General features: G+C 69.5%; 14 protein-coding genes. 11 read left to right on the top strand and 3 right to left on the bottom strand.

Translation table 11 applies throughout. The features are described from left to right. Position 1 precedes the first annotated feature (1 nt). The 10 genes from sufD (at position 2) to ACFS27_RS20305 (ending at position 8558) form a co-directional block, all read left to right on the top strand. Positions 2 to 1204, top strand: coding sequence for a Fe-S cluster assembly protein SufD (sufD, locus tag ACFS27_RS20350; RefSeq protein WP_377186608.1), 1203 nt, complete (start codon positions 2 to 4; stop codon positions 1202 to 1204). After that, positions 1201 to 1545, top strand: coding sequence for a non-heme iron oxygenase ferredoxin subunit (locus tag ACFS27_RS20345; RefSeq protein WP_253868456.1), 345 nt, complete (start codon positions 1201 to 1203; stop codon positions 1543 to 1545). The genes sufD and ACFS27_RS20345 overlap by 4 nt, the downstream gene beginning before the upstream one ends. Before the next feature lie 37 nt (positions 1546 to 1582). Continuing rightward, positions 1583 to 2353, top strand: coding sequence for a Fe-S cluster assembly ATPase SufC (gene sufC / locus ACFS27_RS20340; RefSeq protein ID WP_357469922.1), 771 nt, complete (start codon positions 1583 to 1585; stop codon positions 2351 to 2353). A 30-nt stretch (positions 2354 to 2383) separates the two neighbouring features. After that, positions 2384 to 3715: a SufS family cysteine desulfurase gene (locus ACFS27_RS20335; protein ID WP_377186603.1), complete on the top strand. Its 1332-nt coding sequence runs from the start codon at positions 2384 to 2386 to the stop codon at positions 3713 to 3715. A 43-nt stretch (positions 3716 to 3758) separates the two neighbouring features. Continuing rightward, positions 3759 to 4238, top strand: coding sequence for a Fe-S cluster assembly sulfur transfer protein SufU (sufU, locus tag ACFS27_RS20330; protein WP_377186600.1), 480 nt, complete (start codon positions 3759 to 3761; stop codon positions 4236 to 4238). A gap of 10 nt (positions 4239 to 4248) precedes the next feature. Next, entirely contained in the window at positions 4249 to 4626 is a 378-nt protein-coding gene (locus tag ACFS27_RS20325; RefSeq protein WP_357469914.1) for a metal-sulfur cluster assembly factor, read from the top strand. Between the two features lie 157 nt (positions 4627 to 4783). Next, positions 4784 to 5392 carry a gamma carbonic anhydrase family protein gene (locus ACFS27_RS20320; RefSeq protein ID WP_377186595.1) on the top strand — a complete coding sequence of 203 codons (609 nt, stop codon included), beginning with the start codon at positions 4784 to 4786 and terminating at the stop codon, positions 5390 to 5392. A gap of 23 nt (positions 5393 to 5415) precedes the next feature. Then, complete coding sequence (locus tag ACFS27_RS20315) at positions 5416 to 6228, top strand: alpha/beta fold hydrolase (protein ID WP_377186592.1); 813 nt, start codon at positions 5416 to 5418, stop codon at positions 6226 to 6228. A gap of 332 nt (positions 6229 to 6560) precedes the next feature. Then, the gene (locus ACFS27_RS20310) at positions 6561 to 7451 is read left to right on the top strand and encodes an SDR family oxidoreductase (RefSeq protein WP_377186589.1); all 891 of its coding nucleotides are present in this window, start codon (positions 6561 to 6563) and stop codon (positions 7449 to 7451) included. A gap of 300 nt (positions 7452 to 7751) precedes the next feature. Continuing rightward, entirely contained in the window at positions 7752 to 8558 is an 807-nt protein-coding gene (locus ACFS27_RS20305) for a hypothetical protein (protein ID WP_377186586.1), read from the top strand. An 84-nt stretch (positions 8559 to 8642) separates the two neighbouring features. Here ACFS27_RS20305 and ACFS27_RS20300 read toward each other — a convergent pair whose 3' ends face one another. Both ACFS27_RS20300 and ACFS27_RS20295 read right to left on the bottom strand, forming a co-directional pair. Next, the gene (locus ACFS27_RS20300; RefSeq protein WP_377191104.1) at positions 8643 to 8792 is read right to left on the bottom strand and encodes a DUF6112 family protein; all 150 of its coding nucleotides are present in this window, start codon (positions 8790 to 8792) and stop codon (positions 8643 to 8645) included. A gap of 183 nt (positions 8793 to 8975) precedes the next feature. Further along, positions 8976 to 9317: a DUF6112 family protein gene (locus ACFS27_RS20295; protein WP_377186583.1), complete on the bottom strand. Its 342-nt coding sequence runs from the start codon at positions 9315 to 9317 to the stop codon at positions 8976 to 8978. Positions 9318 to 9475: 158 nt separating this feature from the next. On the opposite strand from ACFS27_RS20295, the gene ACFS27_RS20290 reads away from it, so the two are divergent. Then, positions 9476 to 11065 (top strand): SLC13 family permease, encoded by a 1590-nt coding sequence (locus ACFS27_RS20290; RefSeq protein ID WP_377186580.1) that lies wholly within the window; start codon positions 9476 to 9478, stop codon positions 11063 to 11065. Positions 11066 to 11650: 585 nt separating this feature from the next. Here ACFS27_RS20290 and ACFS27_RS20285 read toward each other — a convergent pair. Further along, on the bottom strand, positions 11651 to 12301 hold the full coding sequence (locus ACFS27_RS20285; protein ID WP_377186577.1) for a TetR/AcrR family transcriptional regulator: 651 nt from the start codon (positions 12299 to 12301) through the stop codon (positions 11651 to 11653). Positions 12302 to 12350 lie beyond the last annotated feature (49 nt).

The following is a 12350-nucleotide window of genomic DNA, read 5'->3' as shown; positions in this document are numbered from 1 at the left end:
CATGACTCTCACGACCGATCACTCGCGCGCTGTTGCCGACGGCGCCCACACACACGGCGCCGTCAAGCCCCAGGGCTCGCGAGCAGAGCGCCGCACGTCCTTCTCCCTCGAGGACATCCCCATCCCCAACGGCCGCGAGGAGGAGTGGCGCTTCTCCCCGGCCGACCGCCTCCAGCCGCTGTTCCAGGCTGACCTCGGCACCTCGGGCGTCACCGTCGAGGTGTCCGCTGCCCCCGAGGTAGTGGTGGAGACCGTCGCCCGCGACGACGCCCGCCTCGGCACCGCAGGCAAGCCCGGCGACCGCACGGCCGTCACCGCGTGGAACGCCTTCGAGCAGGCCACGATCGTGACGATCCCCAAGGAGGCCGTGGCCTCGGAGGTCACCTCGGTGCGCCTCACGGGGGTGTCGCAGGACGCGACGGCCGCCCACGTGCTCGTCCGCGCAGAGCGGCACTCCGAGGCCGTGGTGGTCCTGGACCACGACGGATCCGGCACGCTCGCCGAGACGGTCGAGATCGTCGTCGAGGACGGCGCGCACCTCACCGTCGTCAGCGTCCAGGACTGGGCCGACGGCGCAGTGCACGCCTCCTCGCACCGGGCCCGCCTGGGCCGCGACGCGAAGCTCAAGCACGTCGTGGTGACGTTCGGCGGCGACGTCGTGCGCGTCACCCCGGACGCCGAGTTCACCGCAGAGGGTGGTGAGGTCGAGATGGTGGGCCTCTACTTCGCGGACACCGACCAGCACCAGGAGCACCGCCTCTTCGTGGACCACGCGGTGCCGGACTGCAAGTCCCGCGTGACCTACAAGGGCGCCCTGCAGGGCTCCGGTGCGCACACCGTGTGGGTGGGCGACGTCCTGATCCGGGCCGCCGCCGAGAACACGGACACCTACGAGCTCAACCGCAACCTGGTCCTGTCGGACGGCGCGCGCGCGGACTCGGTGCCCAACCTCGAGATCGAGACCGGCGAGATCGCCGGCGCCGGCCACGCGAGCGCCACCGGCCGGTTCGACGACGAGCAGCTCTTCTACCTCCAGGCCCGGGGCATCCCCGAGATCGAGGCTCGTCGTCTCGTCGTGCGCGGCTTCTTCGCCGAGCTCATCCACGAGATCGGCGTGCCTTCCGTCGAGGAGCGCCTGCTCGCCTCCATCGAGGCCGAGCTGGAGAAGTCGATGAGCGTGATCACCGGAGCGCCGACCGCATGACCGCGCAGCTCGCCTGTATGACCGACGACCTGGGACCGGAGGAAGCGATGCTCGTCGAGCTCGACGGCGCAGACGGTGCCCCGGTCCCGGTCGCCGTGGCGCGCGACGCGGACGGCACCTTCCACGCCATCTCCGACATCTGCTCCCACGGCGCCGTCTCGCTGTCCGACGGCGAGGTGGAGGGCTGCCTCGTGGAGTGCTGGCTGCACGGCTCGCAGTTCGACCTGCGGACGGGTCAGCCCGTCCAGCTTCCGGCGGTGCGCCCCGTGCCCGTCTACCCGGTGACCGTCGACGGCGAGCGGGTGCTCGTCGACATCGACGTGACCGTGCCTGTCTCCTGAACAACTGACTTCGCAAGCTAACCCTGGAGTAACCGATATGCCCACCCTCGAGATTCGCGACCTGCACGTCAGCGTCGAGACCAAGGAAGGCCCCAAGCCGATCCTGCGCGGTGTCGACCTGACCATCGCCAGCGGTGAGACCCACGCCATCATGGGCCCCAACGGCTCGGGCAAGTCCACCCTCGCGTCGGCGCTCGCCGGCCACCCCAAGTACACGGTCACCTCGGGTACCGCCACGCTGGACGGCGAGGACCTGCTGGAGATGACCGTCGACCAGCGCGCCCGCGCCGGCCTGTTCCTCGCCATGCAGTACCCGGTCGAGGTCTCCGGCGTGTCGGTCGCCAACTTCCTGCGCACCGCCAAGACCGCCATCTCCGGCGAGGCCCCCAAGCTCCGTACGTGGGGCAAGGAGGTCAAGGGTGCGATGGAGAACCTCCGCATGGACCCGGCCTTCGCCGAGCGCTCCGTGAATGAGGGCTTCTCCGGTGGTGAGAAGAAGCGCCACGAGATCCTGCAGATGGAGCTCTTCAAGCCCCGTTTCGCGATCCTCGACGAGACCGACTCCGGTCTGGACGTCGACGCGCTGCGTGTCGTGTCCGAGGGCGTCAACCGGGCCAAGGAGGAGACCGACATCGGCATCCTCCTCATCACGCACTACACGCGCATCCTGCGCTACATCAAGCCGGACTTCGTGCATGTCTTCGTCGACGGCAAGATCGCGGAGGAGGGCGGCTCCGAGCTGGCCGACCGCCTCGAGGAAGAGGGCTACGACAAGTACCTCGGCGCGAACAAGACGGTCTCGGCCTGATCCACTGCTGACGTACCGCGAAGGGACATCATGACCACCACCGCCACCGTGCGTCCGGGCGACACCGCCCCGGGCGACGCGCCGGTCGTCGAGATCTCGACGACCGAGCTGGCCGCCGTCCGGGCGGACTTCCCGCTGCTCGAGCGCACGGTGCGGGGTGGTCAACCCCTCGTGTACCTGGACTCCGCCGCGACGTCCCAGAAACCGCAGGTCGTACTCGACACCGAGGTGGACTTCTACGAGCAGCGCAACGCCGCGGTCCACCGCGGTGCGCACCAGCTCGCCGAGGAAGCCACTGAGGCGTTCGAGCGGGCGCGCGCGGCGGTCGCCGCGTTCGTCGGCGCGGACGATGACGAGATCGTCTGGCAGCCGGGTGCTACGGCCGCGATCAACGTCGTGGCCTACGCCTTCTCCAACGCGACCCTGGGTCGCGGGGGAGAAGCGGCCGCGCCGTTCCGGCTCGCGCCCGGCGACGAGATCCTCGTGACAGAGGCGGAGCACCACGCCAACCTGGTCCCGTGGCAGGAGCTGTGCGCCCGCACGGGCGCCACCCTGCGCTGGATCCCGGTGACCGACGACGGCAGGCTCGACCTGTCGAACCTCGACGGGCTCCTCACCGAGCGCACCAAGGTGCTGGCATTCGGGCACGTGTCGAACGTGACCGGTGCCGTCGCGCCCGTCTCGGCACTCGTCGCGGCCGCGCGGCGCGTGGGCGCCGTCACGGTGCTCGACGCCTGCCAGTCGGTGCCGAACATGCCGGTGAGCTTCCACGAGCTCGGCGTCGACTTCGCCGCGTTCAGCGGGCACAAGATGCTCGGTCCCACCGGCGTCGGCGCGCTGTACGGGCGGCGCGAGCTGCTCGAGGCCATGCCGCCCACCGTCACGGGCGGGTCCATGGTCGAGGTGGTGACCATGGAGAGCACCACCTACGCGCCGCCGCCGCAGCGCTTCGAGGCGGGCACCCAGATGGTCGCGCAGGCCGTCGGCATGGGCTGCGCAGCGCAGTACCTCGACGAGCTCGGCATGGCCGGCGTCGCCCGGCACGAGACCGAGCTCGCGGCGGAGATGCTGAAGATCGCCGAGATCCCCGGTGTTCGCGTGATCGGTCCGCTCGACACGGCGGATCGCCTCGCCGTGGTCTCGTTCGTGGTCGACGGCGTGCACGCGCACGACGTCGGACAGGTGCTCGACGACAAGGGGATCGCCGTCCGGGTGGGGCACCACTGCGCGCAGCCGCTGCACCGCCGGTTCGGCGTGGCCGCAACGGCGCGCGCGTCGGCGTCGGTCTACACGACGGTCGAAGAGGTCGTGGCGTTCCGGGAAGCGTTGGCGGGGGTCCGCGCGTTCTTCGGAGCAGAGTGAGAACTTCGGCAAGACTGTTCGGAAGATCGAGAGAGGCAGCGTCGTGAGCACGCTCGAGCAGATGTACCAGCAGGTGATCCTTGACCACGCGAAGCGTCCGGTGGGCCACGGGCTCGTCGACCTTGCGTCGGCAGAAGGGCACCTCGCGGGGGAGTCGCACCAGGTGAACCCGACGTGCGGTGACGAGGTGACCCTCCGGGTCGACGTCACGCCGGAGGGCACGGTGGCGGGCGTCTCGTGGGAAGGGCAGGGATGCTCCATCTCCCAGGCGTCGGTGTCGGTCATGACATCGTTGGTGGAGGGCGTTCCCCTCGCCGAGGTGGCGCGGCTCGACGGGCTGTTCCACGACCTGATGTCGTCCCGTGGCAAGGGCCTGGACGACGACGAGGCCGAGGACGCCCTCGGCGACGCGGCTGCCTTCACCGGCGTGTCGCAGTACCCCGCGCGAATCAAGTGCGCGCTGCTCGGTTGGGCAGCGCTCAAGGACTCGCTGGCGCGCAGTGGCGCGCTGGCAACGAGGTGAGGAGAGACCGATGACTGAGGCGAGCACCGAGGTCGGGCAGGAAGCCCCGGCCGCTCCCGCTGACGGGGTGGGCCCTTCGCCCACCACCGCGGTGGATGTCGAGGAAGCGATGCGCGACGTGATCGACCCCGAGCTGGGCATCAACGTCGTCGACCTGGGCCTGGTGTACGGCATCCAGGTGGACCAGAACAACCACACCACCATCGACATGACGCTCACGTCGGCGGCGTGCCCGCTGACGGACGTGATCGAGGACCAGACCGCGCAGGCGCTCGAAGGCATCGTCGACGGGTTCCGCGTGAACTGGGTCTGGATGCCGCCGTGGGGTCCGGAGAAGATCACGGACGACGGCAAGGAGCAGCTGCGGATGCTCGGGTTCAACGTCTGAGCATCGGCCGGAGTCCGGCCTGGTCTCCTGACCAGGCCGGATGCCGGTTGGCCAGCGACGAGGGGTGAACCGCTGCGCTGATGAGCGCTCGCAGACCTCTCGCTAGACTTGAGATGGTCGAACCACCCAGCGCGCCACCCGATGGAGGCTGTCGCCCATGCTGTTGGAGCACCAAGGCAAACGACCGAGCATCGACCCGACCGCATACGTCGCCCCGACCGCCGTGGTCTGCGGAGACGTGACGATCGGACCTCGCACGCACGTCTCGTTCGGCGCCGTGATCGAGGCGCACGGCGCACCGGTGCGCATCGGCGCGCAGTGCGTGATCCGCGAGAACCTCAACATCCGCAGCACCAGCAGCGACGCGGTCACCATCGGTGACCACGTGCTGGTCGGACCGCACGCGTCGCTCAAGGGCTGCACCGTGGAGGACCAGTCCTTCCTCGCCACGGGCGTGCGGATCTACCAGGGCGCTCGCGTCGGCGAGCGCACGGAGGTTCGGATCGACGGCGTCGTGCATGTCGGCAGCGTCCTGCCGCCTCGGTCGCTCGTCCCGATCAAGTGGGTGGCGGTCGGTGACCCCGCCCAGGTCCTTCCGCCCGAGAAGGACGACGAGATCGATGAGGTCCTCAGCCGGATGGACTTCGCGCAGCAGGTCTACGGGCTGGAGCGGCGTCCCGGCGGCGGCGTCGACATGGACATGGTGGAGGTCACCCGGCACGAGACGGCGGGCCTCGCGGACCACCGCGCCGACCGAACGCTGTAGCGCCGGTTCCGGGCACGACGCGGATGGGGCCGCCCGGCGACCCGCGGCACATCGTCGTGAACGGTGTGCGGCTCGCCTATGACGACCTGGGTGACGGGCCGGCGATCCTGTTCGTCCACGGCTTCCTGCTCGACCGCACGATGTGGCGCCATCAGGTCCGCACGCTGGACGGGCTGCGCCGGATCGCCCCGGACCTGCGCGGCATGGGCCGGAGCGAGGCACCCGAGCAGCCCTACGACGTGAGCGTCTACGCCGACGACCTCGCGGGCCTGCTCGACGCCCTCGGCGTGGAGCGCACCGTGGTCTGCGGGCTGAGCCTGGGCGGCTACGTCGCCTTCGAGCTGCTGCGCAGGCACCGGGAGCGGGTGGCGGCCCTCGTCGTCCTGGACGCGCGGGCGGAGGCGGACACGGCGGAGCGCAGGGCGCGCCGCACCGAGATGATCGCCCGGGTGCGGCACGGCGACGTCGGCGGCCTGCTGGACGAGCTCGCCCCGACGTTCCTTGCGCACGACGCACCCGCGGACGTGCGCCGGCAGCTCCGGGCGATGATGCGCTGCCCCGCGCCCGCGGGGATCGTCGGCGCCCTCGAAGCCATGCGCGACCGGCCGGACGCACTGCCGGTCCTTCGCTCGTCCGCACCACCGACCCTGTTGCTCATCGGGGAGCACGACGCCCGGACACCGCGGGCGTCGATGCAGGAGATCGCCGACCAGGTGCCCGGGTCGACGGTCGACTCCGTCCCGGGCTCGGGTCACCTTCCGCCGCTCGAGAACCCCGCCGCGACCACCGACCGGATCTCAGCCTTTCTCGACGGGCTCGGGAGCGTGGTGCGGTGACCCTCGGTCCCTGAACTGGGAAATGCTACCTGACCTGCTGTTTCTCTTTCTAGCCGTGGGACGGAAGCGGACAGGAGTGGTCTCGGGAGGCCACACGAAGTCCCACTGAGGTCCACGGGACCGGAGATGAGCCCGCAGGTCGCGGGCCGTCGTCCGAATGTGTGCGGGTGTATCGAAGTCCGTGGCGAACTGGTACACGTCTGGCTGCGAAGGTGGCTGTTGAGGCGATGGCCCGCACAGCGAGAGAACGTCGAACCTGGGGTCCTGTCGTGCGAGTGACTGTCGCTGGTTCCATTCTGGAGGCTCTGCTCGAGTCGACAGGGGAGTTGTGCATGTCCGACCAGACCACGCCGCAGGATCCGACCACCCAGCACCCGCGACCGGAGCAGCCGGCGGACGAGCTCGAACCTCCGGGTCGCACCGGTGACATGTCGCAGGAGCCAGACCACGGCGAGGACACCTATCGAGGTTCCGGCCGGCTGGGCGGCAAGCGGGCGCTGATCACGGGTGGCGACTCCGGCATCGGGCGGGCGGTTGCGATCGCGTTCGCCCGCGAGGGTGCAGATGTCGCGATCTCCTACCTGCCGGAGGAGGAACCGGATGCCCGGACGACGGCGCACTGGGTCCAGGACGCAGGCCGCAAGGCGGTGCTGCTGCCGGGCGACATCCGCGACGAGGAATTCTGTCACCGGCTCGTCGCCGACGCGGTGGACGGCCTCGGAGGCCTGGACATCCTCGTGAACAACGCCGCCTACCAGATGTCCCAGGACGAGGGGCTCCGCGGCATCACGACCGACCAGCTCGATCGCGTGCTGAAGACGAACGTCTATGCCCTGTTCTGGATCACCAAGGCGGCGCTGAGTCACCTGCCCAGGGGTGGGTCGATCATCAACACGACGTCGATCCAGGCGTTCGAACCGAGCCCGCAGCTGCTCGACTACGCGACGACGAAGGCGGCGATCCTCAACTTCACGAAGGGGCTGGCGCAGCAGCTTGCGCCGGAGGGCATCCGTGTCAACGCGGTGGCGCCGGGACCGATCTGGACACCCCTGATCCCCGCGACGCTGCCGGACGAGAAGGTGGAACAGTTCGGTGGCGACACGCCGCTCGGTCGGGCGGGCCAGCCTGCCGAGCTGGCGCCGGCGTATGTGTTCTTCGCATCGCAGGAGTCGGGCTATATCACCGGCGACAGGATCGGTGTCACGGGCGGGCGGCTGCTGTAGCAAGGCCGGTCGTGTTCGCGCCCGGGCGGTCCTGTCGATCTCCCAGGCCGCGTAGCGGACGACGAACGTACGACCGACCCGTGGGCCTGACCGGTCGTGGGGCCACGGCACGGGCTGACTCCCGGAGATACAGGGGGAGGTCCGTGGTCCCGGTGATGCCGACCCAGCTGGCCACGGCGATGACCCCCGGGCTCAGGGGGGGGGCAGGTCGGGGGGCGGCCGAGTAGCCTCACCGGTGCAGGTGGGTGCCGTGCGCGCGTGACGAAGACCAGGGGGGCCGCGATGCCGAGCGCATGGGAGGTGGCCGAGGCAGTCGCTCAAGTTCTCGGGATCCTCGGTTTTGGGCTTGAGCTGCTGAACCGGCGAGGTGCCCGCACGCTGCGACGCTGGGCCAGCGCACTGAGAGCCCGATCCGATGCGGTCCTCGCCAGAGCCACCGCGATCGACGACGCCAACCGTCACAGGAAGGTCGCCCAGCGGGTCCTGGACGACGTGACAGACGCGGAGTTCGTCCACGGAGGCTCGATCGAGAACGACCCGATCTTGGGGGAGCCAGTCACCGTGACGACGGAGTTGTATCGCCGCGCGCAGGACCCTCCGGATCTGGTGCCGAAGGGCCTGGCGACGAGCATCGTTGACTACCAGGACGTGTACGACCGCATCACGGCATACTTCTTTCCCACCGGCACCGAGCAGTTCGCATCTGAGAGCCCTCGCGGTGCCGAGCTTCACTCCGCCGTGATGAAGTACGTCGAGCTTCGAGCGGCGACACGTACCGAGCGGTCGGTGCGCGTGGGACCGGCCAAGGCGATCGGTGCCGCAGCCGGGTTCTCGGTGCTGGTGCTCAGCCCGGTGGTCCTCCTTGCTTTCGCGGAACGGCCACATCCGCTGATCGTCATTGGCGTCGTGCTCGTGAGCCTTGCGCTCGCCACCTGGATCACGTTCGAGGATCGCGAGATCCGCGACGCCACCTTGTTCGCACTGCTTCGTACGACGGCCAGGATTGTCGAGGCACTGCGCTCCGAGGTCGCACGACGATTCGCGATCCTGCTGTTCGGGATCGGCGTTGTCGGGGTTGTCTTCGATACCGCGGGACTTATCGGCTAGTGACCGGACAGGTGCAGCCGTGACCGGACCACCATCGGCCGCATCCGGTGACGCCGGGACCTCATACCGTGGAGCCGAGGTCGATCAGCCAGTTCGTCCATGCCTCTCTCGTCTCGGCAAGCACGGTACCGTCACCGTCACCAGGGCGCCGATGCGAGCCTTGACGGAGACCTGCCAACTGCCTGCGGCGGACACGACGGCCCAGACGAAGCCGCAGACCGCCAGCATCGCCACGGCGACCACCAGGGAATCATCAGGAAGGCCCCGATGATCGAGTAAAGGCTGCTGCCAGCTACGGCCCCGAAGTCAAACTCGCATCGGAAGCCAGTGACAAGTAGGTCGTCCTAGTGACAACTTGGGGACAAGTACACCGCTTCGAGTGACATTTTCGATGGATCCCTACAGAGCAGATGTCCATCAGATCTGCTGCCCGAGGTCCCAGCCGAAGTTGATCAGCGCCACGGCGGCACCGCACACGACGCCGGACGCTGCGGCGACCAGGATCCCGGTCTTGCCACGGCCAGCCAGATGCGGGTTGGAGCTGTTGGCGCCGAACGCCCACACGATCGCGGCGATGATCAGGGCGACCACGGCCTGGGGCAGCCGGGTTGCGAGCTTGGTCGCTATCAGGCTGGTGTGCTCGGCGGAGTGTGTAGCGGCGACCGAGGCAGCGTGGGCGGCGGTGTGGAGGTGGTCAGCATGGCGGTTCTCCCTGAGCGCGGTGATGTCTGCGCTGGGCAGGTGTGCCGCCCGCACCACGCGGGGGAGGACTGGCCGTGCTGCTGGCAGGCGTAATCGCCGGCTCCGTGTGGCTATTCTTTGAGCGGACGACACCGGCATGCGTCCCTTGCCCTGAAGGAGCACACGATGGACGACGAGGGACGGGCTCCTCACCACCACGCACGGGACGCCCGGGCGTGATCGACACTCTCGTCGCGACGTTCACGATCCTGTCGCTGGCGGTGCTCGGCTTCGCGACCAACCGGATACCGCTGGTGATCGTGGCGATGTTCGTCCCTGTGGCGCTGTGGGCCACGGGCGTGCTGCCGCTGGGTGACGCGCTGGCCGGGTTCAGCGATCCGATCGTCCTGTTCATCGCGACGTTGTTCGTGCTCAGCGAAGCACTGGCGACCACGGGGATCACGGCGTGGATCGGGACGCAGCTCGAACGGTGCTCGTCGTTCGGTCGCACCGGGCTGCTCGCGACCATGGTCGGCGGGAGTGCGCTTCTCGCAGCGATCATCAGCATCAACGGGGCAGTCGCGGCGCTGCTGCCGGTCGCCGTCGTCGCCGCCGCACGGGCCGGCATCGTGCCCTCGATGATGCTCATCCCCCTGGCGTTCGCCGCCGGTGCGGGGTCGATGCTGACCCTCACGGGAACCCCGGTGAATGTCATCGTGTCCGAGGTAGCTGCCGAAGCGGGCGGCCGGGAGTTCGGGTACTTCGAGTTCGCGCTGGTAGGCCTTCCGCTCGTCGTGGTCACGATGCTCCTCGTACTCACCTTTGGCGACCGCCTCCTGCCGGAGCGCACTCCGGAGCACCTGGGCGACGTCGCGGCCGATCCTCGCGACCGGGTGCGCTCGTGGCAGGAGAGCTATGCCGCGGACCTCGACGCGGCGCGCCTCTTCACGGACAGCACCGGTGTGGTCGAGGTGCTCATCGCTCCGCGCTCGACCCTGATCGGCCGTCGCGTCAGTCCGGGTATGACCACCCGGGACGAGAACCTCGTCGTCGTCGCCTTGCGCCGGGCCAACGACTCCCCGAGCGGTTCCTCGGCCCGGTCGGCCGCGCTACCGCTGCAGGCCGGTGACTCGGTGCTGGTCCGCGGACCGTGGGACGCGCTCCACCGCTACACCCGGTCCCCGGACGTCATCGCCGTCGAAGCGTCGCAAAGCCTGCAACGGAGTGTGCCGCTGGGGGCCGGCTGGAAGCGCTGCCTCGGAGTGCTGATCGCGGCGATCGCACTTCTGGCGACCGGCGGCGTCCCTCCGGTGATCGTCGGGCTGCTGGCAGCAGGGGCTCTCGTGCTGCTGAGGGTGATCTCCGTGCCCCAGGGACTCCGCGCGGTCTCCTGGGACACGGTGATCCTCATCGCGGCGCTCATCCCGATGTCGGCGGCGTTCGTGTCCTCCGGTGCGGCCGACACGATGGCTGAGCTCCTGATACGCGTCACCGGGAGCGCGTCTCCGCATCTCGCGCTCCTGGCGGTGTGTGCGCTCACGCTCGTGCTGGGTCAGTTCATCTCGAACGTGGCGACCGTGCTCGTCATGGCGCCGGTAGCGGTGTCCTTCGCCCAGACGCTCGACGTGAGCGTCCAACCGTTCATGATGGCCCTCGCGGTGGTGGGGGCGGCCGCGTTCCTCACCCCGATCGCGACGCCGGTCAACCTCATGGTGCTGCAGCCCGGCGGCTACCGGTTCGGCGACTACTGGCGGCTCGGGCTGCCGCTCGCCCTCCTCTTCCTCGTGGCCGCGGTCTGGTACGTGCCGGTGATCTGGCCCTTCTGATCGGACTTTCCCGATAGCCGGGCCTGCGGCCGCTTATGCCACTGTCTAAAGGCACACCACGCTCGACGCCACCGGCCGGCGCTCGCCGGGACCGTGTCGAGGAGGCGCGGGCGTGCGGCGTCACAAACCGACGACGTACGCGGTCGGACCGGGAACGAGGGCGCTGCGCCGCGGCGCGCGAGACGAGAGGTATCCCGATCACCCCGATCAAGCACGCCCTGACCGACGTCCTCGACATCGCCTATGTCGAGGTCGGACCGGCCACCGGCCCGGCCGTGCGGCCCAGCCCAGCATCTCGCTGTCGTTCTCGGAGTAGCCGGTCGCGAGCGTGTTCGGCCCCTCGACGTCGAGCTCGATACGGACCTGGCTCCGTCGGACGCGCCGACGGTCCTCAGCGCGGACCCAGCTGCGGACGGCGCACCGCATGTTCGAGTCCATGGGCATGGAGGCTTTCGCCCGGCGGGCCGCGAGTGAGCTGGCGCCGACAGGCCAGGCGGTCCGGATCCGTTCAGAAGGGCCCTGGGTCGCCGGGCGCACGGTCCAGGAAGCTCGCGTAGCCCGTCTAGCGCGTGAGCGACGGCCGTCCTACCCCTCGCTATTGGGAGACCTTGCTGAACGCGCCTCGTCCGGCCCGATGATGCGGTCGATCAACTGGGTCCATCCTGCTTCGAGCCGTGGGGCAGACATGCCGCGCCGCGCGTGCAGGTAGGTGATGAACGTCGTGTCGAGATAGGCGAGCAGCGCCTCGGTGAGCAGCTCGATGTCGCCGGTCGTGCCCGCAGCGTCCAAGAGGGCCACGATGTGTCGCCCGAGCAGGTCGCGCGGTGGGTCGTGCGCATAGCGGTCGGCGGCCGGCTGCTCGGCGGCCAGGTACAGGTCCCGGTACCGGAGCCGGTGCTCGATCGCCGCGATGCCGAAGGCCCGGAGGCGGTCGGCGGGCGCGGCACCAGGCCCCAGCGGGGCGGGGCCCACGAGAAACGCCTGCTGAAACTCCTTCTCCGCGTGGTCGAGCAGGGCCCGCATGAGACCGGACCTGTCGCCGAAGCGACGGAATACCGTGCCCTTGCCGACACCGGCTCCGGCGGCCACCTCGTCCATCGTGACGTTCTGAGCGCCGTGCTCGGCCACCAGTCGCGCGGCGACGTCGAGCAGCCTGCTGCGGTTGCGCGCGGCGTCGGCCCGCTCCCTCGGCGATCGGTCCGCCAGGGTGATCCTCGGCAAGTCTCGTGCGCTCATGTGCCCGAGCGTAACCAGCCCCCCTCGGGCGGGAACATATCCGGACCGT

The sequence above is a fragment of the Promicromonospora vindobonensis genome, assembly GCF_042685865.1.
GTDB lineage: Bacteria > Actinomycetota > Actinomycetes > Actinomycetales > Cellulomonadaceae > Promicromonospora > Promicromonospora vindobonensis.
The sequence above is the reverse complement of the archived record's forward strand: the minus strand, read 5'-3'. Positions and strand labels throughout refer to the sequence as shown.

Excerpts from the sequence above, each read along its gene's own strand:
- ACFS27_RS20310 (WP_377186589.1), top strand. The coding sequence starts at position 6,561 with ATGTCCGACCAGACCACGCCGCAGGATCCGACCACCCAGCACCCGCGA.
- ACFS27_RS20320 (WP_377186595.1), top strand. The coding sequence starts at position 4,784 with ATGCTGTTGGAGCACCAAGGCAAACGACCGAGCATCGACCCGACCGCA.
- ACFS27_RS20285 (WP_377186577.1), bottom strand. The coding sequence starts at position 12,301 with ATGAGCGCACGAGACTTGCCGAGGATCACCCTGGCGGACCGATCGCCG.
- sufC (WP_357469922.1), top strand. The coding sequence starts at position 1,583 with ATGCCCACCCTCGAGATTCGCGACCTGCACGTCAGCGTCGAGACCAAG.
- sufD (WP_377186608.1), top strand. The coding sequence starts at position 2 with ATGACTCTCACGACCGATCACTCGCGCGCTGTTGCCGACGGCGCCCAC.
- ACFS27_RS20345 (WP_253868456.1), top strand. The coding sequence starts at position 1,201 with ATGACCGCGCAGCTCGCCTGTATGACCGACGACCTGGGACCGGAGGAA.
- ACFS27_RS20315 (WP_377186592.1), top strand. The coding sequence starts at position 5,416 with ATGGGGCCGCCCGGCGACCCGCGGCACATCGTCGTGAACGGTGTGCGG.
- ACFS27_RS20335 (WP_377186603.1), top strand. The coding sequence starts at position 2,384 with ATGACCACCACCGCCACCGTGCGTCCGGGCGACACCGCCCCGGGCGAC.
- ACFS27_RS20325 (WP_357469914.1), top strand. The coding sequence starts at position 4,249 with ATGACTGAGGCGAGCACCGAGGTCGGGCAGGAAGCCCCGGCCGCTCCC.